The 24,900-nt window shown below is 73.2% G+C and carries 19 protein-coding genes and 1 pseudogene; 14 read left to right on the plus strand and 6 right to left on the minus strand.

Going from position 1 to position 24,900, the window contains the following annotated elements; genetic code table 11:
* The first annotated feature begins 223 nt into the window (after positions 1-223).
* Positions 224-3,064 carry a leucine--tRNA ligase gene (gene leuS, locus ACFQGL_RS04260; RefSeq protein ID WP_377505587.1) on the plus strand — a complete coding sequence of 947 codons (2,841 nt, stop codon included), beginning with the start codon at positions 224-226 and terminating at the stop codon, positions 3,062-3,064.
* A gap of 44 nt (positions 3,065-3,108) precedes the next feature.
* On the opposite strand, the gene ACFQGL_RS04265 is transcribed toward leuS, so the two are convergent.
* Both ACFQGL_RS04265 and ACFQGL_RS04270 read right to left on the minus strand, forming a co-directional pair.
* Positions 3,109-3,954, minus strand: a complete 846-nt coding sequence (locus tag ACFQGL_RS04265; protein ID WP_377505590.1) for a hypothetical protein — start codon at positions 3,952-3,954, stop codon at positions 3,109-3,111.
* On the minus strand, positions 3,951-4,859 hold the full coding sequence (locus ACFQGL_RS04270) for an ABC transporter ATP-binding protein (protein ID WP_377505592.1): 909 nt from the start codon (positions 4,857-4,859) through the stop codon (positions 3,951-3,953). The genes ACFQGL_RS04265 and ACFQGL_RS04270 overlap by 4 nt, the downstream gene beginning before the upstream one ends.
* Positions 4,860-4,990: 131 nt before the next feature.
* Here ACFQGL_RS04270 and ACFQGL_RS04275 point away from each other — a divergent pair, with 131 nt between their 5' ends.
* Entirely contained in the window at positions 4,991-6,184 is a 1,194-nt protein-coding gene (locus ACFQGL_RS04275; RefSeq protein WP_377505595.1) for a sensor histidine kinase, read from the plus strand.
* A complete protein-coding gene (locus ACFQGL_RS04280; protein ID WP_377505598.1) occupies positions 6,181-6,834 on the plus strand; it encodes a response regulator in 654 nt (217 codons plus the stop codon). Before ACFQGL_RS04275 ends, ACFQGL_RS04280 begins: the two co-directional genes overlap by 4 nt.
* 145 nt (positions 6,835-6,979) lie before the next feature.
* Here ACFQGL_RS04280 and ACFQGL_RS04285 read toward each other — a convergent pair whose 3' ends face one another.
* The 4 genes from ACFQGL_RS04285 to ACFQGL_RS04300 are packed head-to-tail and all read right to left on the minus strand — an operon-like array spanning position 6,980 to position 10,392.
* A complete protein-coding gene (locus ACFQGL_RS04285) occupies positions 6,980-7,795 on the minus strand; it encodes a phosphotransferase (protein ID WP_377505601.1) in 816 nt (271 codons plus the stop codon).
* Complete coding sequence (locus ACFQGL_RS04290) at positions 7,756-8,439, minus strand: TVP38/TMEM64 family protein (protein ID WP_377505604.1); 684 nt, start codon at positions 8,437-8,439, stop codon at positions 7,756-7,758. Before ACFQGL_RS04290 ends, ACFQGL_RS04285 begins: the two co-directional genes overlap by 40 nt.
* Positions 8,436-9,155 carry a type 1 glutamine amidotransferase gene (locus tag ACFQGL_RS04295; RefSeq protein WP_377505607.1) on the minus strand — a complete coding sequence of 240 codons (720 nt, stop codon included), beginning with the start codon at positions 9,153-9,155 and terminating at the stop codon, positions 8,436-8,438. The genes ACFQGL_RS04290 and ACFQGL_RS04295 overlap by 4 nt, the downstream gene beginning before the upstream one ends.
* Positions 9,145-10,392 (minus strand): MurT ligase domain-containing protein, encoded by a 1,248-nt coding sequence (locus tag ACFQGL_RS04300; protein WP_377506020.1) that lies wholly within the window; start codon positions 10,390-10,392, stop codon positions 9,145-9,147. The genes ACFQGL_RS04295 and ACFQGL_RS04300 overlap by 11 nt, the downstream gene beginning before the upstream one ends.
* 355 nt (positions 10,393-10,747) lie before the next feature.
* Between ACFQGL_RS04300 and mraZ the strand changes: the two genes are divergently transcribed.
* The 11 genes and pseudogenes from mraZ (at position 10,748) to ACFQGL_RS04355 (ending at position 24,764) form a co-directional block, all read left to right on the plus strand.
* Complete coding sequence (mraZ, locus tag ACFQGL_RS04305; protein ID WP_074313044.1) at positions 10,748-11,179, plus strand: division/cell wall cluster transcriptional repressor MraZ; 432 nt, start codon at positions 10,748-10,750, stop codon at positions 11,177-11,179.
* 204 nt (positions 11,180-11,383) lie between these two features.
* Positions 11,384-12,487: pseudogene (rsmH, locus tag ACFQGL_RS04310) on the plus strand (16S rRNA (cytosine(1402)-N(4))-methyltransferase RsmH).
* Positions 12,484-13,089, plus strand: a complete 606-nt coding sequence (gene ftsL / locus ACFQGL_RS04315) for a cell division protein FtsL (protein WP_377505611.1) — start codon at positions 12,484-12,486, stop codon at positions 13,087-13,089. Before rsmH ends, ftsL begins: the two are co-directional and overlap by 4 nt.
* A 3-nt stretch (positions 13,090-13,092) precedes the next feature.
* Positions 13,093-15,300, plus strand: coding sequence for a peptidoglycan D,D-transpeptidase FtsI family protein (locus ACFQGL_RS04320; protein WP_377505614.1), 2,208 nt, complete (start codon positions 13,093-13,095; stop codon positions 15,298-15,300).
* A 91-nt stretch (positions 15,301-15,391) separates the two neighbouring features.
* Positions 15,392-16,915 carry a UDP-N-acetylmuramoyl-L-alanyl-D-glutamate--2,6-diaminopimelate ligase gene (locus tag ACFQGL_RS04325; RefSeq protein WP_377505617.1) on the plus strand — a complete coding sequence of 508 codons (1,524 nt, stop codon included), beginning with the start codon at positions 15,392-15,394 and terminating at the stop codon, positions 16,913-16,915.
* A complete protein-coding gene (locus tag ACFQGL_RS04330) occupies positions 16,912-18,309 on the plus strand; it encodes a UDP-N-acetylmuramoyl-tripeptide--D-alanyl-D-alanine ligase (RefSeq protein ID WP_377505620.1) in 1,398 nt (465 codons plus the stop codon). Before ACFQGL_RS04325 ends, ACFQGL_RS04330 begins: the two co-directional genes overlap by 4 nt.
* Complete coding sequence (gene mraY, locus ACFQGL_RS04335) at positions 18,306-19,430, plus strand: phospho-N-acetylmuramoyl-pentapeptide-transferase (protein ID WP_377505623.1); 1,125 nt, start codon at positions 18,306-18,308, stop codon at positions 19,428-19,430. The genes ACFQGL_RS04330 and mraY overlap by 4 nt, the downstream gene beginning before the upstream one ends.
* 438 nt (positions 19,431-19,868) lie before the next feature.
* Positions 19,869-21,281: an FtsW/RodA/SpoVE family cell cycle protein gene (locus ACFQGL_RS04340; RefSeq protein WP_377506023.1), complete on the plus strand. Its 1,413-nt coding sequence runs from the start codon at positions 19,869-19,871 to the stop codon at positions 21,279-21,281.
* Positions 21,281-22,387: an undecaprenyldiphospho-muramoylpentapeptide beta-N-acetylglucosaminyltransferase gene (gene murG / locus ACFQGL_RS04345; protein ID WP_377505626.1), complete on the plus strand. Its 1,107-nt coding sequence runs from the start codon at positions 21,281-21,283 to the stop codon at positions 22,385-22,387. Before ACFQGL_RS04340 ends, murG begins: the two co-directional genes overlap by 1 nt.
* A complete protein-coding gene (gene murC / locus ACFQGL_RS04350; RefSeq protein WP_377505629.1) occupies positions 22,384-23,949 on the plus strand; it encodes a UDP-N-acetylmuramate--L-alanine ligase in 1,566 nt (521 codons plus the stop codon). The genes murG and murC overlap by 4 nt, the downstream gene beginning before the upstream one ends.
* On the plus strand, positions 23,946-24,764 hold the full coding sequence (locus ACFQGL_RS04355) for a cell division protein FtsQ/DivIB (protein ID WP_377505632.1): 819 nt from the start codon (positions 23,946-23,948) through the stop codon (positions 24,762-24,764). Before murC ends, ACFQGL_RS04355 begins: the two co-directional genes overlap by 4 nt.
* Positions 24,765-24,900: the final 136 nt, after the last annotated feature.

Consider the following 24,900-nt stretch of genomic DNA (forward strand, 5'->3'; position numbering starts at 1 on the left):
CGAGTCGAGGGACCGCGCCCGTCCGACCCCGGGCCCCCCGGCCCGACCCGGAGGCGGGGTACACTGCCGGACATGGCCGGAGTCTTCCTGCTTCTTACCGGGCCGTGCTGATGCGCTGACGCGCGACAGCACGGCGGGCCCTCCTGCGTGAGGGGCTTTTTTGTGCCCAGAGCCGGCCGGCCCGGTGGCGACGAAGCAAAGCGAAGCGAAGCGAGGAGAGACGATGAGTGAGGCAGCCGCACCGGCGGGCGACATTCCCCCGTTCCGGTACACCGCGGCCCTGGCCGACGAGATCGAGACCCGTTGGCAGGACACCTGGGCGCGCGAGGGCACCTTCCACGCCCCGAACCCGACCGGCCCGCTGGCCGACCCGGGCCACCCCCGGGCCGGCGCGGAGAAGCTGTACGTGCTGGACATGTTCCCCTACCCGTCCGGTGCCGGCCTGCACGTCGGCCACCCGCTGGGATACATCGGCACCGACTCGTACGCCCGCTACCAGCGGATGGCCGGCCGCAACGTGCTGCACGCCATGGGCTTCGACGCGTTCGGCCTGCCCGCCGAGCAGTACGCGGTGCAGACCGGCACCCACCCGCGCACCACCACCGAGCAGAACATCGAGCGGTACAAGGTGCAGCTGCGTCGGCTGGGGCTGGCGCACGACGAGCGCCGCTCCGTCGCCACCATCGACACCGACTTCTACCGCTGGACCCAGTGGATCTTCCTGCAGGTCTTCAACTCCTGGTACGACTCCGACGCCCGACGGGCCCGGCCGATCGCCGAGCTGATCGCCGAGTTCGAGGGCGGTAACCGGCCCACCCCGGACGGCCGGAGCTGGGCCGAGCTGAGCGTCGCCGAGCGCCGCGGGGTCGTCGACGACCACCGGCTGGCGTACGTCTCCGAGGCCCCGGTTAACTGGTGCCCGGGGCTGGGCACCGTGCTGGCCAACGAGGAGGTCACCGCCGACGGGCGCTCCGACCGGGGCAACTTCCCGGTCTTCAAGCGCAGCCTGAAGCAGTGGATGATGCGGATCACCGCGTACGGCGACCGGCTGATCGAGGACCTGGACACCCTGGACTGGCCCGAGCCGATCAAGCTGCAGCAGCGCAACTGGATCGGTCGCTCCACCGGCGCGCACATCGACTTCCCGACCGCCGGTGCGCCGGTGCGGGTGTTCACGACCCGGCCGGACACCATCTTCGGGGCCACCTACATGGTGCTGGCGCCCGAGCACGAGCTGGTCGACACGCTGGTGCCGGCGGCCTGGCCGGCGGGGACGAAGGACGCCTGGACCGGCGGGCACGCCAGCCCCCGGGCGGCCGTCGAGGCGTACCGCAAGGCGGCGGCCGCCAAGACCGACGTCGAGCGGCAGTCCGACAGCAAGGAGAAGACCGGCGTCTTCATCGGGGCGTACGCCACCAACCCGGTCAACGACGCGCAGATCCCGATCTTCATCGCGGACTACGTGCTGGCCGGCTACGGCACCGGCGCGATCATGGCAGTGCCCGCCCAGGATGAGCGGGACTGGGCGTTCGCCGAGGTCTTCGAGCTGCCCATCGTGCGTACCGTGCAGCCGTCGGAGGGCTTCGACGGGGCCGCGTACACCGGCGACGGGCCGGCGATCAACAGCGCCGCGCCCGATCGCGGCCTGGACCTGGACGGGCTGGGGGTCGCCGACGCCAAGGCGGCGATCATCGCCTGGCTGGAGGCGAACGGGCACGGCACCGGCGCGGTGACCTACCGGCTGCGGGACTGGCTGTTCTCCCGGCAGCGGTACTGGGGTGAGCCGTTCCCGATCGTCTACGACGAGACCGGTGCCGCCATCGCGCTGCCGGAGGAGATGCTGCCGGTCGAACTGCCCGAGGTGGACGACTTCTCGCCGAAGACGTTCGACCCCGACGACGCGGCCAGCAACCCGGAGACCCCGCTGTCCCGGCGGCGCGACTGGGTGGAGGTGGAACTGGACCTGGGTGACGGGCCGAAGCGCTACACCCGGGAGACCAACGTGATGCCGCAGTGGGCCGGCTCGTGCTGGTACGAGCTGCGCTACCTGGACCCGACCAACAGCGAGCGGTTCGTCGACGCCGAGAACGAGCGCTACTGGATGGGCCCGCGCGGCGACGGCGACTGCGGCGGCACCGACCTGTACGTCGGCGGCGCCGAACACGCCGTGCTGCACCTGCTGTACGCGCGGTTCTGGCACAAGGTGCTGTTCGACCTGGGCCACGTGTCGTCGTTCGAGCCGTTCCGCAAGCTGTTCAACCAGGGCATGATCCAGGCGTACGCGTACACCGACTCGCGGGGCAGCTACGTGCAGGCCGAGGAGGTCATCGAGCGCGACGGCGGCTGGTACCTGGGCGACGACGAGGTGCGCCGCGAGTACGGCAAGATGGGCAAGTCGCTGAAGAACGTGGTGACCCCCGACGACGTCAGCGCCCTGTACGGCGCGGACACCTTCCGGGTGTACGAGATGTCGATGGGCCCGCTGGAGGTGTCCCGGCCCTGGGAGACCCGGGCGGTGGTCGGCTCGTACCGGTTCCTGCAGCGGGTCTGGCGTGCGGTGATCGACGAGCAGACCGGGGCGCTGCGGGTCAGCGAGGAGCCGGCCGACGAGGCGACCCGCAAGCTGCTGCACAAGGTGATCGACGGCGTCCGTGGCGACATGGAGGGCATCCGGTTCAACACCGCGATCGCCAAGCTGATCGAGCTGACCAACGCGCTGACCCGGCTGTCGGCGACGCCGCGCGAGGTGGCCGAGCCGCTGGTGCTGATGCTGGCGCCGCTGGCTCCCCACGTGGCCGAGGAGCTGTGGCAGCGGCTGGGCCACGAGGGCTCGCTGACGTACGTGGACTTCCCGACCGCCGACCCGGCGCTGCTGGTGGCCGAGACGGTGACCTATCCGGTGCAGATCAACGGCAAGGTCCGGGGCCGCATCGAGGTCGCCACCGACGCCTCCGAGGAGGAGGTCCGCGCGGCGGCCCTGGCCGCGGTCAGCGCCGCCCTGGCCGGCAAGGAGCCCCGCAAGGTCATCGTGGTGAAGGGCCGAATGGTCTCGGTCGTGGCCTGACCCCACCCCCGCCCCCGGCCCGGTGCCGGGGGCGAGGGGTGGGTTTACGGGTCGCGGTGGTTGGTGGCCAGGATGGTGAGCACGGCGCAGATGGCGGCCCAGGCGGCGTACGTCGTCCAGGCGCCGGCGACCGTCGCCGGGTAGGGGGTCACGGCCCAGGCGGGTGGGGCGGTGGTCTCGATGAGGCGCTGCCAGGCCGGCATCGGCATGGCGTGCCGCAGCAGGGCCGTCCACCGTTCGTCCTCGTCGACCGCCGTGGGCAGCAGGAGGAGCACCGAGGCGGCCGTGACGATCGCCGGGGCGGTGTGCCGGACGACCGCGCCCAGGGCCAGGCCGATCAGCGTGCACAGGGGCGTGAGCAGCGCGGTCGCCGCGATGGCCCGCAGCACGCCCGGATCGTCGAGCTGGACGGCGCCGTACCGCCCGGAGAGGATCGCCTGGGACGCGGCGAACGCGGCCGACGCCCCGATGACGCCCAGTACGGTCATCACCCCGGTCACCACCACGATCTTCGCGCTGATCACCGCGCGCCGGGCGGGCACCACGGCGAAGGTGGTACGGATCAGTCCGGTCGCGTACTCGCCGCCGATCGCGATCACGCCGATGCTGCCGGCGGCGAGCACCACGAACAGCTGCGCCTCGTCGGGGAACGCGTCCCAGAACGGGTTCACCAGGGCCCGCCGGTCGGCGGGATAGCTGGGCCAGTTCCGGTAGTCGGCGAGCGAGGCGTAGACGCTGAACCCCACCATGGCGAGCAGGATCAGCAGGAGCGACCCCCAGGACGAGCGCAGCGACCAGAATTTGATCCACTCGGCGGCGAGTAGGTCCCGGTACCGGGCCCGGGGCACCACCGCGGGCGCTCGGACGGGCAGATCGGTCACGGTCGTCATCGGGGTCCTCCGGCGGGGTAGTCGACGCTGTCGGCGGTCAGCTCCATGAACGCCTCCTCCAGCGAGGCGGTGCGGGTGAGCAGTTCGTGCAGCGGGACCCGGTGCGCGCAGGCCAGCTCACCGACCTGGGCGGCGGTCAGGCCGGTCACCGCGAGGGCGTCGCCCTCCGGTCGTACCGCGCCGCCCTGCGCCGTGAGCAGGCTGGTCAGGGCCACCGGATCCGGCGTCCGGACGGCCACCCCGGCGCGGGCGCCCCGGGCGGCGAACTCGGCGAGGCTCTGCTCGGCGATCAGCTTGCCCCTCCCGATGACCACGAAGTGGTCGGCGGTGTGCGCCATCTCGCTCATCAGGTGACTGGAGACGAAGACCGTCCGCCCCTCGGCGGCGAGCCGCCGGAACAGACCGCGTACCCAGCGCACCCCCTCCGGGTCCAGGCCGTTGAACGGTTCGTCGAAGAGCAGCACCGGCGGGTCGCCGAGCAGCGCCGCGGCGATGCCGAGCCGCTGCTTCATCCCGAGGGAGAAGCCGCCGATCCGCCGCCGGGCCGCGCTGGTCAGGCCCACGTCGCCGAGCACCGCGTCCACCCGGGCCCGGGGGATGCGGTTGCTGGCCGCCAGCGCGCGCAGGTGCGCCCGGGCGGTACGCCCACCGTGCACGTCCGCGGCGTCGAGCAGCGCCCCGACGTGCCGCAGCCCGCGCGAGCGCTCCCGGAACGGCCGACCGTCGACGGTGACGGTGCCGCTGGTGGGTCGGTGCAGACCGAGGATCAGCCGCAGCGTGGTGGACTTGCCCGCGCCGTTCGGGCCGAGGAAGCCGGTGACGTGCCCGGGCCGTACGGTCAGCGTCAGACGGTGCACGGCGGTGGCCGCGCCGTACCGCTTGGTCACTTCGTGTAGTTCGATCACCTGGCTCACGCTGCCGGGTGGACGGCCGGTCGGCGTCGCCTCGGCGGCCACATCCGGCGGCCATCGACCCACCCCCGGGCGTACGCCCACGGGCCGATGCCCGCGCCGGCCCGTCTGGCTACCGTGTGCTGGTGAACGTCACCGCGCCCCGGCCGCCCGGCCCCCGTCCCGCCGCCTCGGTCGCGCGGGCCGTGCTCGCCTGGGCCGGGGTCGCCCTGCTCCCCGTCGTCGTGCTCTTCGCGCCCACCGTCGGCACCAGCGGCAACGGCGTGGGCTTCGCCGATCTGTGGATCCCGGTGCGGTACCTGGTGCCGGCCCTGGTCGTGCTGCTGCCCGTCGGGCTGCTGCGCCGCCGTCCCCTGCTCGCCCTGGGGCTGATGCTCACCGGCTCGCTCCTGGTGACCGCTACGACGCACTCCGGCCAGGACGGCTACCTGTCCGACATCTGGTACCTGCAGTTCCTGATGATCGACGCGGTGGCGGGGGCGATCGCGGCGAGCCGTCCCCGCCGGGTCTCGGTGCCCACCGCGGTCGTGGTGCTCGCGGTGCAGGTCGCGGCGGGTTTCCTCAGCCTCGCGTTCGATCCGCTGAACCGTGCCGTGTTCTCGCTGCTCGCCGTCACCGCGGCCTGGGTGGTCGGCGACTCGATCCAGGCCCGCCGTCGGCACGCCGAGGCGCTGCGGACGCACGCCGCCGCCGAGGCGGTCACCGCCGAGCGGCTGCGTATCGCCCGCGAACTGCACGACATGGTGGCGCACAGCATCGGGGTGATCGCCATCCAGGCCGGGGTGGGCGCCCGCGTGATCGACACCCAACCGGCGCAGGCCCGGGCGGCCCTGGTCACCATCGAGACCACCAGCCGGGAGACCCTGGCCGGGCTGCGACGGACCCTCGGCGCGCTGCGCCGCCCGCAGGGTGAGTCGGCCTCGCTGGCACCGACACCCGGGTTGGCCGACCTCGACCGGCTGGTCGCGGCCACCGCCGATGCCGGAGTGACGGTACGGCTGCAACGGCGCGGCGGATCGGCCGCGCTGCCCGCCGAGGTCGATCTGGCCGCGTACCGGATCGTCCAGGAGGCGCTGACCAACGTGGTCCGGCACGCCGGCGCCGCCGACTGCCGGGTGACCGTCGAGCGGCGTGCCGACGAACTGGACGTGGAGGTCCTCGACGACGGCCCGGGTGGCCCGGTCGGCGACGACGGGCACGGCATCGTCGGTATGCGGGAACGCGTCGCGCTGCTGGGCGGCCGGTTCGAGGCCGGGCCCCGCCCGGAGGGCGGCTTCCGGGTGGCGGCCCGACTGCCGTTGCCGGGGGTGGACCGGTGAGCGTCCGGGTGCTGCTCGTGGACGACCAGCCGCTGGTCCGCGCGGGCCTGCGGGTGCTCATCGCCGATGCGCCCGACATGGCGGTGGTCGGCGAGGCCGGAAATGGCGCCGAGGCCGTCCGACTGGCCCGCGAACTGGCACCCGACGTAGCCCTGATGGATCTGCGGATGCCCGGTACGGACGGCGTCGCGGCGACCCGCGCGATCACGGCGAACGGCGGCCCGACGCGTGTGCTGGTGCTCACCACGTTCGACGACGACGAGCACGTGCACGCCGCGCTGCGAGCCGGCGCGAGCGGGTTCCTGGTCAAGGACATGGCGCTGGACGACATCCTCAACGCGGTCCGGGTGGTGGCCGCCGGGGACGCGCTGATCGCCCCCGGGGTCACCCGGCGGCTGATCGCCGAGTTCGCACGCCGGCCCGAACCGGCCGCTCGCCCGCGCGTCCTCGACGGGATCACCGAGCGGGAACGCGAGGTGCTGGTCCTCGTCGCCCGTGGCCTGTCCAACGGCGAGATCGCCGCCCAACTGGTGATCAGTGCGGCCACCGCGAAGGCACACGTGGCGCGGCTCTTCACCAAGCTCGGCGCCCGCGACCGGGTCCACCTGGTGATCGCCGCCTACGAGGCGGGGCTGGTCCAACCGGGCTGACGCTCACCGAGCGCGACGCCTGCGGCGGCGGACACGCGGATGAGCGTTATGACTCAGAGGCATATTTATACCTCTGAGTCATAACGCTCGTCGGACATCCCGCCTCCCGACCCGCGACACGCCGACCCCGGCCGGCGGCACCGGCTCAGGCGGTCAGTGCCCCCGCCACCACGTCGTGGTGGGTGAGCAGCCAGTGCTGCCAGCGGCGTACCCCGTCGACCGCGCCCAGGTCGCGCAGCCGCCGCATGCCCGGCTCGTCGCGGTCGGCGCCGGCGTCGATGCCCCGCCAGGTGCCTTCGATCTGGGCGAGCATCACGTCGACCAGGTCCGTCCGGGGCAGCACCCCCGGGCCGGCCGCGTCGTAGGCGTCACAGAGGAGGCGGCAGCGCCGCCCCAGCTCGACCGGGTCGGCGCCCTCGCCCAACGCGGCCCAGTGCCAGCCGGCGAACGCCACGTCGTCGATGCGCCGGCCCGGTCCGGCGAGGTCCCAGTCGAGGAAGGCGACCGGTAGCGGCCCGGCCGGGGAGTCCCGGTACACCGTGTTCTTGGGGGACAGGTCGCGGTGGCACACGGTCTCGGCGTCGCCGGCCAGCGCGGTGCCGGCGCAGGCGTCGTGCAGCCGGCGGATCAAGCCGGCCAGCCGGACCAGCGCCGGATCGGCGAAGAACGTGGCGTCCTCCCGGTCCCGCCACGGCACCCGCCCGTCGAGGTGGCTGAGCACCTGCCGGCCGCGCGCGTCGAGGCCGAGGTGGTGGGGCGCGACGTCCGCGCCCACCCGGGCCAGGTGACGCAGCAGCGCGGCGACGAAGTCCAGGTTGGCCGGTGGGGTACGCCGTACCGTGTCGCCGACCCGGACCACGTCGGCGATGAAACCGCCGGCGAGCCGCTGCTCGTCGGGGCCGTCGGTCGACGCGTCCACCGTCAGGTCGGCATCGACCGGCGGCGTCGTTCCGCGCGCCACCACTGGTGGATCAGCACGACGCTGGCGATCAGGCCGAGGCTTGACGGGGCGGCGGCGTACCAGTTGATGTGGCCGGGGGTGCTGACCGCCGCGCCGATCGCGGCGTAGCCGAAGGCGGTCGGGGCGGCGGCGAGCACGCTGCCGGCCAGGAACGGCAGTATCCGGGCGCCGGTGGTGCCGTAGCCGTAACTGACCAACCCGAAGCCGGCGATCGGCAGCAGCCGGACGGTGATCACGCCGAGCAGGCTCTGCCGGGCGAACCAGCCGTCGAGGCGGGCCAGCCGGCCGCGAACCCGCTCGGCGACGAACTCCCGGCCGAGCAGCCGGCCGACCGTGAAGCCGATCGCCGCCGCCACCAGCGCGGCACCGAGCGAGTACGCGGCACCCTCCAGCGGGCCGAAGATCGCGCCCGCGGCGAGCGTGATGAAGGTCCGGGGGACCAGGGCGACCAGCAGCAGCGCGCCGCCGAGGATCGCCGCCACCGGCGCGAGGTCGCCGAGCCGGTCGGCCAACTGGGGCAGCTGGTCCGGGGACGGCCGAGGCACCAGGAGCAGCAGCAGCGCGCAGCCGCCGAGCAGCAGGACGAGCAGGGCGAACCGGGCGGCCGACGGCTGCCGGAGCAGCCGCCGGACAGCCTGGATCATGCCCGGGCTGCGGCCACCGCGGTGCGGCGCTCGCTCCGGAGCCGGTCCGACCAGGTGTCGTCTAGCGGCGGGAGCTGGTGCGCCCCGGTTGCCCAGCGCAGCAGCAGGTCGGCCAGGGCCGGGTTACGGGCCAGCGCCGGGCCGTGCGAGTAGGTGCCGAGCAGCTTGCCGCGCCACGCGCCCTCGGTGGTGCCGTCGTTGCCGATGCCGGCGCTGACCCGGGCCAGCGGGGAGACCTCCGGGCCGAGCTGTGTGCGGCCACCGTGGTTCTCGAAGCCGGTCAGCGCGGGCAGGCCCAGCCGGGGGTCGATCTCGCCGGCCAGCTCGCCGACGGCCCGGGTCGAGCCCCGGTCCGACTGCAGGTCGAGCATCTCCAGGCCACGGCACTGCACGCCCTTGGCGAAGAACGACGTGCCGAGCAACTGGTAGCCGGCGCAGACGGCGAACACCACCGAGCCCTGGGCGACCGCCCGGTGCAGGCCCCCGTCGGCGATCAGCCGCTGCGCGCCGAGCGCCTGCGGACCGTCCTCGCCGCCGCCGAGCAGGTAGATGTCGGCGGTCGCGGGCAACCGCTGGTCGGAGCGGACCTCCAGCACCTCGACCGGCATGCCACGTTGGCGGGCCCGCCGGGCGAGGATCAGGGCGTTGCCCCGGTCGCCGTAGGTGGAGAGCAGGTCGGGGTAGATCCAGACGATGCGCAGGCTCTCAGTTGACACGGTCCAACTCCGCTCGGATGTCCTGGAACGCGGTGTAGTTCGCGATGACCTCCAGCCGCCCGGGTGGAACCGACCGGATCGCGTCGTCGAACGCCCGTACGTGCTGGAACGGCACGTCGTTGACGTCCAGCCGGACCGCCAGGTCGTACGCCCGGTCGCCGGTGATCAGCACCTGCCGGCCGCGCAGGGGAGCGAAGTCGACGTCGTAGAGCCAGGAGGTGTCCAGCCCGTCGGGGTCGCGCGCGTTGATGGAGAGCAGTGTCGGCGCCTCGTCGGCCATGTCGAACGCCTCCAGCCAGCTGGCCGGGTTCTTGGCCAGCAGCAGCCGGATGTTGCGCCCGTCCTTGTTCACCTGCGCGTAGCGGCCCGCCACCGAGGTGACGATGCCGAGGCGGGACACCGCGTCGACCGGGCGGACGCCGAACTCGGCGGCCACCGCCAGCGCGGTCGCCGCGTTGCCGAGGTTGACCTTGCCGGGCAGCTGGAGGGAGACCTTGTGCCAGGCGCCGGTGGGGTCGAGCACACCCTCGTCCTCGACGGTCCACTGCGGCTCCGGCCGGCGCAGCGGGCAGCCGGTGCACCGCCACAGGTCGCCGGAGCGCTCGATGGTGGAGCCGCACTCGGGGCAGACCCAGGAGTCGTCGTGCCAGCGCTGGCCGGCGCTGAACCAGGTCACGTGCGGCGGCCGGATGCCACGGGCGGGGTCGCCCGGCGGGGTGGCGGCCCAGACCACCATCGGGTCGTCGGCGTTCGCCACCACCCGCAGGTCGGTGTGCCGGACCAGCGCCGCGCGCCAGAGCTGCGCCATCATGGCGACCTCCTTGGCCCGGTCGAGCTGGTCGCGGGAGAGGTTCAGCAGCGCGACCACGTGCGGCTCGGTCGCCTCCAGCACCTGGGCCAGGTAGTGCTCGTCGACCTCCAGCACCGCGTACGGGGTGCTGCCGGCCTTGGCCAGCGCGGACGTGTGCCCGGTGGGCATGTTGGCGCCGAAGGAGTTGGTGGCGACCCGCCCGAGCACGCCGACGGCGGCGGCGGTCAGCCGGGTCGTGGTGGTCTTGCCGTTGGTGCCCGAGACCAGCGCGATGGCCCGCCCGGACGACAGGTGGGCCAGCAGGTCCGGGTCGATCTTCAGGCCGATCCATCCACCGATCACCGAACCGTCGCCACGGCCGGCCGCCCGGGAGAGCGCCGCAGCGGTCCGTGACACGGAGCTGGCCACCTTGGCCCGTAGGGGCATTTTCGCGTCGGTCACGCGAGCGAGGTTACCGGACCGCCCACCCCGCCAGATCGCCGCCGACGGCGAACCGTTCGGCCGTGGTAGGTACGCGGGCGGCCGGGTCGGCCTCCACCGGACGGAGTCGGTCGATGTCGGAAAGCGGACCGGGCCAGCTGGACGCCGTGGCCCTCCACTCCACCCCACCCCTTGTGACGTGCGGTTTTGCCCCCAGGTAGAGCGCGCCACGCGGGTGATTCTGGTTGCAGGTGGAGGGAAGTGGAGTAGAGTGGGGGCCAATGGTGAGGCCGGGAGGGCTCACCGGCCCGGGGGGTCAGCGGCGCCGCGAACGCCGCTCAAGGGCGAGGGGGTAGGGCCGATGTTTCTCGGCACCCACACTCCGCGCCTGGACGACAAAGGCCGGTTGATCCTTCCGGCCAAGTTCCGGGACGAGCTGGCGGGGGGTGTCGTGATCACCAAAGGGCAGGAGCGCTGTCTCTACGTCTTTCCGACGCCCGAGTTCCAGCGGATCGCGGAGCAGTTGCGCGCGCAGCCGATGACGCACAAGGCGGCCCGGGCCTACAGCCGGGTCTTCTTCGCCAGCGCGCACGACGAGGTGCCGGACAAGCAGGGCCGGGTGACCATCCCGGCCCACCTGCGGGCGTACGCCGCGCTGGACCGCGATCTCGTGGTGATCGGCGCGAGCACGCGGGTGGAGATCTGGGACCGGGTCGCCTGGGAGACCTACCTCGCCGAGAGCGAAGACGACTTCGCCGACATCGAGGAGGGGGTGCTGCCCGGCGGTCTGTAGGGCGGAACGGCGCCCGACGTACTGCGAGATCTCCAGCCGCTTTCGAGTTCCTGGCATCCCTTCCCCGGTGCCAGGCGCACGATCCAGTCAACGGGCGGGAGCCCGGTGGCAGGCGGGAGCGGATGGGGATCTGGCGGTATGACGGCGGCGCCGTACGACGACGGGCGCATGAACGAACGGACGTTTCAACCAGTGGGGGTCAACATGGGGGAGCTGCGCGGCACGCACGTGCCGGTGCTGCTCGAGCGGTGTCTCGAGCTGCTGGCCCCCGCGCTGGGTCGAGGCGGCCGGACGGTGCACGTCGACGCGACGCTGGGCCTGGCCGGGCATGCCGAGGCGGTGCTTCTGGCGCACCCGGAGACGGTCCTCATCGGGCTCGACCGGGACACCGAGGCGCTCGCCCACGCGCGGGTCCGTCTGGCCCGGTTCGCCGACCGGGTGCACCTGGAGCACGCCGTCTACGACGAGCTGCCCGACGTGCTGGCCCGGCTGGGCTATCCGAGTATCGACGGGATCCTGTTCGACCTGGGTGTCTCGTCGCTCCAGCTGGACGCGCCCGACCGCGGGTTCGCCTATGCCCAGGACGCACCGCTGGACATGCGGATGGACCAGACCCGGGGGGTGACCGCCGAAGAGGTGGTCAACACCTACGCACATCCGGATCTGGCCCGTGTGCTGCGGGTCTACGGCGAGGAGAAGTTCGCCGGCCGGATCGCCTCGGCGATCATCCGGGAACGGGAACGGGCCCGGATCACCTCGTCCGCGAGGCTGGCGGAGCTGGTCCGGGACTCGATTCCGGCGCCAGCCCGACGAACGGGCGGACACCCGGCAAAGAGAACGTTTCAGGCTTTACGGATCGAGGTAAACAAGGAGCTGGCAGCGCTGGAGTCAGCGCTGCCGTCCGCGCTCGACGCACTGACCGTGGGCGGTCGCATGGTGGTCCTGTCCTACCACTCGCTGGAGGACCGGCTCACCAAGCTGGCGCTCGCGGACCGGGTCCGCAGTAAGGGTCCGGTCGACCTCCCGGTCGAACTACCCGGGTCTGGTCCGACGTTCCGGCTGCTCAGCCGGGGCGCCGAACTGCCCGGGGAGGCGGAGGTCGCCGCGAACCCGCGAGCCGCATCGGTGCGGCTGCGGGCAGCGGAACGGATCGACCCGAACGTGGCACAGCAAGGGCGGACCGACCGCGAACGGTCCGGCCGACGGGTGAAGGGGATGCACCAACCGGGGACGGGGTCCGCATGATCCGTGGGGGATCGGCGGGCGCCGGACGACGGAGGGACGGATGTTGAGGGGGAGGGGACATGAGCATTGACAAGCACGACCGCCGGGACGTCACCGGCGGCGGGCAGCGCACACCGCGGTCGGGGGGCCGGACCGCGGCGGAGCGGGCCCCGCGCGTGGGGAACGGTACGGCACGCATCGATCGAGTGAATCGGCAGGGGGAGACTCGCGCCCGGGGGGCGCGCGAGTTTCCCACTCAGGGCACCGCCGCTCTGCGGCCGGCCGAGCGGGCCGGTGGCGCAGCCACCGCGCGCCCGCCCCGGCTGCGGGTGGCACCGCCGCCGCCGGTGTCGGTGCCGCGCGCGCCGTTCGCGGCGCTGATCGTGGTGCTGGTGGTCGGCGGGGTGCTGGGCATCCTGGCGGTCAACACCAAGATCAATGAGAACGCCTTCCGGCTGGAGAAGCTGCAGCAGCAGCAGGCCCGTCTGGACCTGGAGAAGCAGCAGCTGGACAAGCAGATCGCCAACGCCGAGGCGCCGGGCAACCTGACCGCCGAGGCGCGACGCCTGGGCCTGGTGGACGCCGGCGACCCGGGATACATCCGGCTGCCGGACGGCAAGACCATCGGCGTGCCGAAGCCAGCCACCGGTGAGCCGTCGGTGACCAGCCAGGGTGCGGGAGGCTGACCGGTGCCACGGAGGTCGGACGAGCCGCGCCGGGACCCCACGGGGACCCGGCGCGGTTCTTCGCGTGACACGGGAGCCACCGAGGGAGAGTCGCGCGCCGACGAGGCGGGCATCGGGGGCATCTCCGGCGCTCGGGCGTACACCCCACGGGGCCGGACCGTCCGCGAGGAGCGCGGCACGCCGCCCCGCAGCGTCGGTGCCGAGCAGCGGCGTACCCCGCGGAGCACCCGGTCCGGTGATCCGTTCCGGCCGGCGTTGCAGGTGCTCGACGGCGGCCGGGCCGCCGCCCGGTCCGGCCGCCGGGACGCTCCGGCGGCGGGCCGTGGCGGCGTCGTGCGCACCGTCGCGCCGCGTGCCCCGCGCGATCCGGGCGGCGACGAACCGCCGCCGCGCCGCCGGACCACCCCGCGTGCGCCGCGCCGCGCCGACCGCCCGGCGGCACGCCGGCCGTCCCGCAAGCCCCCGCGTCCGCCGAAGCTGGCCGATTCGCGGCTGCGGCTGCGGCTCAGCACCGCGCTCACCCTGACGTTGTTCGCCGTCATCGGGATCCGGCTGATCTTCCTGCAGGCCGTGGACGCCCCGGCGTACGCCGGCGGTGGCGTCGCCGACCGGACCCAGAAGGTCGAGCTGCCGGCGCCGCGGGGCGCGATCTACGACCGCTTCGGCGAACCGCTGGCGCGCAGTGTCGAGGCGCGGTACGTGTTCGCCGATCCAACCAAGATCGAGGACGTGCCCGGCACCGCCAAGGCACTCTCCCCGCTGCTCGGCATCCCGGTGTCGAAGCTCTCCGAGCTGATGAAGCCGCGCAAGCTGGAGGGTGGCACCACGTCCACGTTCGCGTACCTGGCCCGGGGGGTCGAGATCCCGACCGCCAAGCAGGTGACGGCACTGGACCTGCCCGGGATCGGGGTGCACCGCGACGAGCGCCGTGAGGTGCCCGGCGGCGACCTGGCAGCCAACCTGATCGGCTTCACCAGCCCGGACATGGACGGGCTGGAGGGGCTGGAGGCCCGCTACGACGACCTGCTCGCCGGGCAGGACGGCAGGCGGGTGTACGAGGCCGGCCTCGGTGACCTCAACGCGCCGATCCCGGGCGGCTACAGCAAGACCACGCCGGCCAAGCCGGGCAGCTCGCTGACCCTGACCATCGACCGCGACCTGCAGTTCAAGTGCCAGCAGATCCTCAGCAGGGCGATGTCCACGCAGCATGGCGCCACCGCCGCGGCGGTGGTCATCGAGATCCCCTCCGGTGAGGTGCTGGCCCAGGTCAGCGACCCCACGTACGACGCCGCGAAGCCGCTGTCGAGCGACCCGGTGGCCCGGGAGGACGCCGCGACCACCTTCGTGGTCGACCCCGGGTCGGTGCACAAGGCGATCACCTACGGCGCGGCGCTGCAGGAGGGGGTGATCACCCCGGACACCACGCTGCCCATCGCGAACAGCATCAAGAAGGGCGACACCTGGTTCCCCGACACCCACCCGGCCAACGGCAAGCGGATGAGCATTCCGGGGATGCTCGCCTACTCGTCGAACGTCGGCACGATCACCATCGCGGACCTGCTCGGCCGGGACCGGCTGATCGACTATCAGAAGCGGTTCGGGCTCGGCCAGCCCACCGGTGAGGGGGTGCCCGGCGAGGCCAGCGGGCGCGTGTTGCCGGCCAACGAGTGGAGCAAGTCGTCGGAGGGATCGGTGCCGATCGGGCACAGCGTCGACGCGACGCCGCTGCAGATGGCCGCCGCGTACGCCGCGATCGCCAACAACGGCACCTACGTGCAGCCGCACCTGGTCAAGGAGACGATCGGCCCGGACGGCAAGCGCACTCCCGCGCCGGCCCCGGTGACCCGTTCGGTGCTCAGCCCGCAGAACGCGGTGGCGCTGCGCACCATGCTGGAGGCGGTCACCACGGTCGACAACGCCACCGGTCTGAAGGCCGCCGTCCCCGGCTACCGGGTCGCCGGCAAGACCGGCACCGGCCTGCGCATGGTGGACGGCGAGAAGCAGCCCGGCGAGGTGTCCTCCTTCATCGGCATGGCCCCCGCCGAGAACCCGCGGTACGTGATCGCGGTCTTCGTGTACGCGCCCGACTTCGGGGGCGCGGCGATCGCCGGGCCGGCGTTCCGCGACATGATGCAGTTCACGCTGCGTCACTACCGCGTACCGCCGTCGGCCGCCGGGTCGGCACCCAAGTTCGTGGTCTTTCCGCGCTGACCAGCGACGGCGAGACATCATCGACGAGTGCGTGCGAACCACCGGGGCGGCTGTGTGGCCGGAACCGGACGACCGGGTAGGGTCTGACGCCGTGCCCGGCAATCCACGTCCACGTACCGTGACCGGAGTCCGGCTCGGCGATCTCGCCGTCCGGCTCGCCGTCGACCTTCCGGCGGACGCCGCCGGGGTGGTCGTCACCGGGGCGACCCACGCCAGCCAGGAGGTCCTTCCCGGCGACCTGTACGCGGCACTGCCCGGCGCCCGCCGACACGGCGCGGAGTTCGCCGTCGCCGCCGCCGAGGCCGGCGCGGTGGCCCTGCTGACCGACCCGGCCGGCGCCGAACTGGCGGCCGGTAGCGGCCTGCCCACGCTGGTGGTGCCGGACCCCCGCGCGGTGCTCGGCGAGCTGGCCTCGGCCGTCTACGGCGACCCGACCGCCGCGCTCACCGTGATCGGCCTGACCGGGACCGCCGGCAAGACCTCCACCGCCTACCTGGTCGAGTCGGGGCTGCGCGCCGCCGGCCACGTCACCGGGCTGATCGGCACCGTGGAGACCCGGCTCGGCGACCTGGTGATCGACAGTGTGCGTACCACCCCGGAGGCGACCGACCTGCACGCCATGCTGGGCACCGCGCGCGAGCGCGGGGTCACGGCGGTGGTCATGGAGGTCTCCAGCCACGCGCTGGCCATGGGCCGGGTGGGTGGCGTCCGGTTCGCCGTCGGCGGTTACACCAACTTCGGCTCCGACCACCTGGACTTCCACGCCGACAGCGCCGACTACTTCGCCGCCAAGGCCCAGCTCTTCGACGGCCGCTGCGCCGTCGAGGTGCTCAACCACGACGACCCGGCGCTCAAGCCGCTGTACCGGCCGAGCACGGTCACCTACTCGGCCGCCGGCGACCAGAGCGCCACCTGGTGGGCCGACGGCGTGGACGGCGAGGGCTACACGCAGCGGTTCACCGCGCACGGTCCGGCCGGGCTGGCCCTGCCCGCCGGGGTGGCGCTGCCCGGGCGGCACAACGTGGCCAACGCGCTGCTGGCCATCGCCGTACTGGTGGGCGCCGGCGTGGACCCGTCGACCGCGGCGGCCGGTGTGGCCGCCTGTGGTGGCGTACCCGGCCGGCTGCAGCTGGTCGACGTCGCCGGGCCGGTACGCGGGGTCGTCGACTACGCGCACAAGACGGACGCGATCGTCGCCGTGCTGGCCGCGCTGCGCGAGCTGAGCGCCGGCCGGCTGATCTGCGTGCTCGGCGCCGGCGGGGACCGGGACCGGGGCAAGCGGCCGGTGATGGGCGCCGCCGCGGCCCAGGGGGCCGACCTGGTGCTGGTGACCGACGACAACCCGCGTACCGAGGATCCGGCGCAGATCCGCGCCGAGGTGCTCGCCGGGGCGTATCAGGCGGGCACGCCCGCCCGGATCATCGAGGTCGCCGACCGGCGGGCCGCGATCGACGAGGCGGTCCGGCTGGCCGAGTCCGGCGACGTGATCGCGCTGCTCGGCAAGGGCCACGAGCGTGGCCAGGAGGTGGCTGGCGAGGTGCACCCGTTCGACGACAGCATCGAGCTGGCCGACGCCCTGCGGGCCCGCTTCGGGGACCTGGCGGGTCAGCGGTGATCGCGCTGACCCTGGCCGAGGTGGCCGAGGCGGTCGACGGGCGGCTGGTGGCCGCCGATCCGACCGCCACCGTGACCGGCACGGTCGAGTTCGACTCGCGCAAGGTGGGACCCGGTGCGCTCTTCGTCGCCTTTCCGGGGGAGAAGGTCGACGGGCACGACTACGCGGCGACGGCGATGGCGGCCGGCGCGGTGGCGGTGCTCGGCAGCCGCGAGGTGCCCGGGGTGCCGATGGTGCTGGTCGCCGACGCGCTGACCGCGATGGGTCGGCTGGCCCGCGCGGCGGTGGACCGGCTGCCCGACCTGACCGTGATCGGGCTGACCGGCTCGTCCGGCAAGACCACCACCAAGGATCTGATCGGTCAGCTCACGTCCCGGCTCGGGGCCACGGTGGCGCCGCCCGGCTCGTTCAACAACGAGCTGGGGCACCCGTACACCGCCCTGCTGGCCGGGCCGGACACCCGCTACCTGGTGCTGGAGAAGGGCTCGCGCGGGGTGGGGCACGTGCGCTACCTCTGCGAGCTCGTGCCGCCCCGGATCTCCGTGGTGCTGAACGTCGGCACGTCGCACATCGGGGAGTTCGGCTCGCAGGACACCATCGCCCTGGCCAAGGGCGAGCTGGTCGAGGCATTGCCGCCGGACGGCCTGGCCGTGCTGAACGCCGACGATCCGCGGGTGGACGCGATGGCGGGTCGAACCCGGGCTCGGGTGGTTCGGTTCGGTGAGACGCCGGACGCCGACGTACGGGCCGAGGACGTCACGCTGGATGACCGGGGGCGCGCGTCGTACACCCTGGTCACCCCGGAGGGGCGCGCGGCGGTGCGGCTCGGGCTGACCGGCCGGCACCAGGTCTCCAACACCCTCGCCGCGGCGGCGGTCGCCCGGGAGCTGGGCATGCCGTTGGCCGAGCTGGCCACCGCGCTGGGCGAGTTGGGGTTGGTCTCCACCCGGCGGATGGACGTCTTCGACCGTCCGGACGGGGTGACCGTCATCGACGACTCGTACAACGCCAACCCGGCGTCGATGTCGGCCGCGCTGAAGGCGCTCGCCGCGCTCGGCAGCGGTCGGCGTACCGTCGCGGTGCTGGGTTACATGGCCGAGCTGGGCCCGTTCGAGCGGGACGGCCACGCCGAGGTCGGCCAACTCGCGGCCGAGCTGGGTGTGGACCGGCTGCTCGTGGTGGGCGAGCCGGCGGCGCCGATCCACGAGGGCGCCACATCGGTAGGTGACTGGGGAGGAGAGTCGGTGCTGCTCACCGATCAGGCCGCGGCCGTCGAGGTGCTGCGGGGCGAGCTACGACCGGGCGATGTCGTCCTGGTCAAGGGCTCCCGGTATCGGACCTGGGAGGTGGCCGACGCCCTGCGCGCCGACGCCAGTGGGGAGACCACCGCATGAGGGCGGTGATCGTCGCCGTCGGGGTGGCCTTCATCGTGTCGCTGTTCTGCACCCCGATCGCGATCAAGGTGTTCACCCGGCTCAAGGCGGGTCAGCCGATCCGGACCGACGGCCCGGCCATGCACCAGGGCAAGAAGGGCACGCCGACGATGGGCGGCGTGGTCTTCATCCTGGCCACGGTGATCGCGTACGTGGCGGGGCACCTGGCGCTGACCACCCTGCCGGACCTGCAGATCGCCCAGGTGGAGCCGACCATCACCGCGCTGGTGCTGCTCGGGCTCATGGTCTTCTCCGGCGCGGTGGGCTTCCTCGACGACTTCCTCAAGGTGCGCAGGCGCAACAGCGCCGGGCTGAACAAGCGCGGCAAGCTGCTCGGCCAGATCCTGGTCGGCGCGGTCTTCGGCGTGGTCGCGCTGTACTTCCCGAGCACGATGACCGATGCGACGGGCGCGGCGACCAACACCGAGACGGTCGGCAGCACCACGCTGAGCTTCATCCGGGACATCGACGCCCTGCAGGTCAGCAAGGTCGGCGCGGTGATCATCTTCATCTTCGTGGTGATGGGCGCGACGAACGGTGTGAACCTCACCGACGGCCTGGACGGCCTGGCCACCGGCGCCTCGGTGATGGTGCTCGCCGCGTACGCGTTGATCGCATTCTGGCAGTACCGGCACTGGTGCGCCGACCCGAGCTACAAGCAGGACTACTGCTATGCCGTCCGCGACCCGCTGGAGATCGCGCTGATAGCCGGGGCGGCGGCCGGAGCCTGTGTCGGCTTCCTCTGGTGGAACACCAGTCCGGCGCGGATCTTCATGGGTGACACCGGTGCGCTCGGGCTGGGCGGCCTGATCGCCGGCATGGCGATGTCCACCCGGACCATCCTGCTGCTGCCGATCATCGGCGGCCTCTTCGTCATCATCACGATGTCCGTGGTGATCCAGATCATCTCCTTCAAGACCACCGGCAAACGCGTGTTCCGGATGTCGCCCCTGCAGCACCACTTCGAGTTGGCCGGCTGGAGCGAGGTCAACATCGTGGTCCGCTTCTGGATCATCGCCGGCATCGGCGTAGCCATAGCGCTAGGCCTGTTCTACAGCGAGTTCCTCGCCAACATGACCTAACCCCCGCCGCCGCTGAGCCCCGCCCCGCGCTGAGCGCGTCCCGCGCTGAGCACGTAACCCCCGCCGGTGAGCGCGTCGATCTAGGGCAAATTGTCGTGGCTGGAGATCAGCTAACAGCAATCTTCCCTAGATCGGCGCGGCGCGGGGCGGGGGGCGCGGCGCGGGGGGCGCGGCGCGGGGGGCGCGGCGCGGGGGGCGACACGCCGAGGGGCGTGTGCGGTGGGCGGAGCCGGGCACAGCGGTGATGATGGGCGCATGGGGGAGGAACAGCACACCAACGGCGTCGGCGGGACACGGCCGGCGCGGGAGCCGTCGACGGCGGGGGCCAAGGCCGGTTCGCGAGCTGACGGGTCGGCTCAGCCGAGCGCCGAAGCAGCGCCGCGCGAGCCGGAAGCCGCAGCGCCGGCACCGCTGCGCGGGCTGGACGCGGCCGGCGGGCTGGCCGCTCTGCGGGGCCTGCTGGCCCGGCCGCTGGCCTCCTACTACCTGCTGTTGTCCAGCGCCGGCCTGCTGCTGCTGATCGGGCTGACGATGGTCTTCTCGGCCACCAGCATCAGGGACTACGCCGAGGACGGCAACGCGTCCGCCTCGGTGACCAAGCAGGCCATCTTCGCGGTGATCGGCATCGGGGCGTTCTGGGCCTGCCAGCGTCTGCCCGCCAGCACCTACCGGGCACTGGGCCGGCCGCTGCTGATCACCTCGGTGACGTTGCTGCTGGTGCTCAACCTGCTGCTCGCGTACGCCCGGCTTGCCGGCCAGAAGTCCGCCCAGATCGGGCCGATCGAGGCGCGGCTGCTCTGGTTGTTCATCGGCGGGATCCAGGTGCAGCCCTCCGAGCTGGCCAAGTTCGCGCTGGTGCTCTGGGGTGCGCACCTGATCGTCCGCAAGGGCGCCGCACTGGGCTGGTGGCGGGAGCTGGCCACCCCGCTCTTTCCGGTGGTCGGGTTGCTCTTCGTCCTGATCGGCTACAACGACACGGGCACCATGATCTGCCTGCTGGCCCTGGTGGTCGGCCTGCTCTGGGCCGCCGGGGTGCGGATGCGGGTCTTCGGCGCGCTGTCGGTGGTCGGGCTGCTCGGCGTCGGCCTGCTCGTCGCGGTGGCCTCACTGGGCGCCGGCTCCGGCGAGCGGGGCGAGGACAACTACCGCCTCGCCCGGCTGACCATGTTCTTCAATCCGCCGGACCCGGAGACCTGCAAGCTCGACGGCTGCCTCCAGTTCTATCAGGGCCGGCTGGCCATCGAGCACGGCGGCTGGTTCGGCGTGGGGCTCGGCAAGGGCAGCCTCAAGTGGGACTGGCTGCCCGAGGCGCACAACGACTTCATCTTCGCGATCATCGCCGAGGAGTTGGGCGTGATCGGGTGCGCGGTGGTGGTCGTCCTGTTCGCGGTGCTCGCGTACACCGGTCTGCGGATCGCCCGGCGGGTCGACGACCCGTTCCGCCGGCTCGCCGCCGCGGCGGTGACGACCTGGCTGACCAGTCAGGCCGTGATCAACATCGGTGGGGTGGTCGGCCTGCTGCCGATCACCGGTCTGCCGCTGCCGTTCATCTCCGACGGTGGAAGTGCCCTGGTCGTGACGTTGGCCGGGATCGGCATGCTGGCATCCTTCGCCCGCGCCGAACCCGATGCGGCCAGAGCACTGCATGCCCGTCCGCCGGCCCGGTGGGTCCGACTACTCTGGGCCCCGTTGCCGCCGCTTCCCGGCCGGCGTCGCCGGCCGGCGTCGCCGCCGGCTGGCCGAGGGTCCGTGCCCCGGTCCCGTGAGCGGCGGCAGGACGACCAGGCCGCACCGCGCGGCGTCCGGCAGGGCCGGAATCGTGCGGGTTCGGCGAGCGAGAGGAGACGCTGATGGGTCCGCTGCGTTCGGTGGTGCTCGCGGGAGGTGGCACCGGGGGGCACGTCTACCCGCTGCTCGCCTTCGCCGACTGCCTGCGCCGACACGACCCGGGCGTCCGGATCACCTGCCTCGGCACACCCCGTGGCATGGAGAACGATCTGATCCCGCCGCACGGCTACGACCTGCGGCAGATCCCGGCGTACCAGCTGCCCCGGTCGGTGAACATGAACCTGGTCCGCACGCCGGGCCGGATGTGGACCGCGGCCCGCGCCGCGGGCAAGGTGATCGACGAGGTGCAGGCCGACGCGGTGGTCGGCTTCGGCGGGTACGTGTCGGTGCCGGCCTACCTGGCCGCCTGGCGCCGGGAGCTGCCCATGGTGATCCACGAGGTGAACGTGCCGCCGGGCGTGGCCAACCGGCTGGGCATGAAGTTCACCAAGAACGTCGCGGTCGGCTTCCCGCACCAGCCGATCCAGGCCGAGTCGCTGCGCGACGCCCGGGTGGTCGGGGTGCCGCTGCGGCGCAGCATCGCCGGCCTGGACCGGTACGCGCTGCGTAACGCCGCCCGGGCCCACTTCGGGCTCCGTCCGGACCTGCCGGTGCTCTTCGTGGCCGGCGGCTCGTCGGGCGCCCGCTCGGTCAACCTGGCGGTCTCCGGTGCGGCCAAGGAGTTGGCCCGCAACGGCGTGCAGGTGCTGCACGTGATGGGCGCCCGCAACGAGCCGGTGCCGATCCCCACCGACCTGCCGGTGCCGTACGTGACGCTTCCGTACCTGTCGCAGATGGAGCTGGGCTACGCCGCCGCCGACCTGATGCTGGCCCGTGGTGGGGCGATGACCGTCGCCGAGGTGGCCGCGATCGGGCTGCCCACGATCTACGTGCCGTACCCGCACAGCAACCAGGAGCAGAAGCGCAACGCGCTGCCCGTGGTGGAGGCCGGCGGCGGGCTGCTGGTCGACGACGCGGAGCTGACGCCGGACTGGCTGGAGCGCACCGTCATCCCGCTCATCCGCGACCCACAGCGGCTGTACGCCATGGGCGCGGCCGCCGGGTCGTACGGGCGGCGCGACGGTGACGAGGCCCTGCGCTCGTTCGTCATCGAGGCGGTGTCCCGATGACCGCGCAGTTCACCCCGGCCGGCACGCTGACCGCCGAGGACCTGGGCACCATCCACCTGATCGGGGTCGGTGGGGTCGGCATGAGCGGCCTGGCCCGGCTCTTTCTCACCCGGGGCATCCCGACCTCCGGCAGCGAGCTGCGCGAGTGGCCGTCGCTGGCCGGCCTGCGGGCGCTGGGCGGGACGATCCACATGAGCCACGAGGCGACCAACCTCGACGGCGTGGACACCGTCGTCTACTCCTCGGCCATTCCGCAGGACCACCTGGAGATGGTCGAGGCGCGCCGACGCGGCCTGCGGGTGCTGCACCGCTCGGAGGCGCTCGCCGCGGCGATGACCGGCCGCCGGGCGGTGGCGGTCGCCGGCACCCACGGCAAGACCACCACCACCTCGATGGTGACCATGGTGCTCCAGCAGGCCGGGGTGGACCCGTCCTTCGTGATCGGTGGGGAGATCTCCGAGGTCGGCTCGGGCGCCCACCACGGCACCGGCGAGTACTTCGTGGTCGAGGCGGACGAGAGTGACCGCTCGTTCCTCATCTACCGGCCGTACGTCTCGATCATCACGAACGTCGAGGCGGACCACCTGAACACCTACGGCGACTACGCGACGCTGGAGGCGGCGTTCGTCGAGTTCGCCCGGCTCACCGACCCGGACGGGTTCATCATCACCTGCGCGGACGACCCGGGCGGGCGGCGGCTGGCCGAGAGCCTGCGTGCCGAGGGCCGGCGGGTCTACACGTACGGCGAGGCGGCCGACGCCGACCTGCGACTGACCGAGATCGTCTCGTCGGCGCGCGGGGTGCGCTACCTGGCCGCGATCGAGGGCCGGTCGCTGGGCGAGTTCCGGCTGCCGGTGCCGGGGCGGCACATGGGCCTCAACAGCGCCTCCGCGGTGCTGGCCGCGTACCTGCTGGAACTGCCGATGGCGGCGGCGGAGGCCGCGCTGGCGGTCTTCCCCGGCGTGCGGCGGCGTTTCGAGCGCAAGGGCGTCGCGGACGGTGTGCTGGTCTACGACGAGTACGCCTACCACCCGACCTCGATGACGCTGGCGTTGCAGACGTTGCGCGAGGTGGCCGGGCAGGGGCGGCTGATCGTCGTCTTCCAGCCGTACCGGCTGTACCGGACCCGGGACTCGCAGGCGGAGATCGCCGAGGCGCTGTCCATCGCCGACGAGCTGGTGCTGCTGGAGGTCTTCGGGCCCGGCGAGCTGCGCCAGCCGGGCGAGGGCTCGGCGGCGCTGATCGAGGCGGTGTCGTTGCCCGCCGAGCGGAAGGTCTTCGTCGACTCGTGGGAGGCGGCGCCGGTCGAGGTGGTCCGGCGGGCCCGCCCCGGGGACGTGGTGGTGACCATGGGCGCCCCACCGATCTCGCTGATGGGTGACGAGCTGCTGGCCGGCCTGCTCGCCCGTACCGCCGGCTCTGTCCCGACCGCGACCGTCGACCCGGTGGCCGCCGCCGGGGCGATCGGTGATCCGGTGGCCGGTGGCTCCACCGCCGGTGGCGATGGAGCGGCCCTCGGCGGCAGTGCCGCACCGGACGGCGCGGCACCCACGGCCGGATGAGTCCCGGCCCGGCCCGAGGGCGGACCAGCGGCGCCGACGGCGGCGCACCCCGGCGCGGTCCGGTCCGGCGTTGGCAGTTGGTCCGGGCCGGCAGCGACGCGGTGCCACCGTCGACCCGCCGGTTCATGGCCCGCGCACGGCAGCGTCGGATGCGCGCGGCACTGCCGTGGGCGGTGGCCGCCGGAGTCCTGGCGTTGGCCGGGCTGGTCGCGTGGACGGTGCTCGGCACCGGGCTGTTCGGGGTTCGTGAGGTGCGGGTGGAGGGTGCCCGCCTGGTCACACCGGTGCAGGTGCGCGACGCGGTCGGGGTGGCCGACGGGGTGCCGCTGGCCCGGGTGGACCTGGCCGGCGCTGGCCGGCGGGTCGGCGGCCTGGCGCCGGTGGAGCGGGCGACGGTGTACCGGGACTGGCCGGGCACGCTGGTGGTCCGGGTGACCGAGCGGACACCGGTGGCGGCGGTGCCGCAGGGGGAGGCGTTCACCCTGATCGACCGGACCGGGGTGGCGTTCCAGACGGTGCCCCGGCGACCGGCCGAGCTGCCGCTGGTGCGGGTGGTCGCCCCGGGCGCCGACGATCCCGGTACCCGGGCCGGGCTGGAGGTGCTCGGCGCGCTGACCCCGCGACTGCGCGCCGAACTGGTGGACGTGACCGTGGAGGGCCTGGCACGGATCAGCCTGCGGTTGCGCGGGGACCGGACGGTGATCTGGGGTGACGCGACCCGGAGTGCGGACAAGGCCCGGGTGGCCACCGCGATGCTCGCCGAGGACACCGACCGGATCGACGTCAGCGCGCCGGACGTGGTGACCTTCCGCTGACCGGGGGCCGTGCGGCGGGACGCGGGGACGTGACTCGTCGCGCTCCGGGCGGCGACACGCCGGTCAGGTCCTTGGCTCATCGCGCGGCGGCGCTTACGTTGCCCCGAAGAGGTTCAGTGGTTGACATAACTGTAAG

The organism is Micromonospora vulcania, assembly GCF_042658605.1.
Taxonomy (GTDB): Bacteria; Actinomycetota; Actinomycetes; order Mycobacteriales; family Micromonosporaceae; genus Micromonospora; species Micromonospora vulcania.

Bases quoted from the DNA above. Each gene is read 5' to 3' on its own strand.
- leuS (WP_377505587.1), top strand. From the start codon at position 224: ATGAGTGAGGCAGCCGCACCGGCGGGCGACATTCCCCCGTTCCGGTAC.
- ACFQGL_RS04265 (WP_377505590.1), bottom strand. From the start codon at position 3,954: ATGACGACCGTGACCGATCTGCCCGTCCGAGCGCCCGCGGTGGTGCCC.
- ACFQGL_RS04290 (WP_377505604.1), bottom strand. From the start codon at position 8,439: ATGATCCAGGCTGTCCGGCGGCTGCTCCGGCAGCCGTCGGCCGCCCGG.
- ACFQGL_RS04300 (WP_377506020.1), bottom strand. From the start codon at position 10,392: ATGCCCCTACGGGCCAAGGTGGCCAGCTCCGTGTCACGGACCGCTGCG.
- mraZ (WP_074313044.1), top strand. From the start codon at position 10,748: ATGTTTCTCGGCACCCACACTCCGCGCCTGGACGACAAAGGCCGGTTG.
- ftsL (WP_377505611.1), top strand. From the start codon at position 12,484: ATGAGCATTGACAAGCACGACCGCCGGGACGTCACCGGCGGCGGGCAG.
- mraY (WP_377505623.1), top strand. From the start codon at position 18,306: ATGAGGGCGGTGATCGTCGCCGTCGGGGTGGCCTTCATCGTGTCGCTG.
- murG (WP_377505626.1), top strand. From the start codon at position 21,281: ATGGGTCCGCTGCGTTCGGTGGTGCTCGCGGGAGGTGGCACCGGGGGG.
- murC (WP_377505629.1), top strand. From the start codon at position 22,384: ATGACCGCGCAGTTCACCCCGGCCGGCACGCTGACCGCCGAGGACCTG.
- ACFQGL_RS04355 (WP_377505632.1), top strand. From the start codon at position 23,946: ATGAGTCCCGGCCCGGCCCGAGGGCGGACCAGCGGCGCCGACGGCGGC.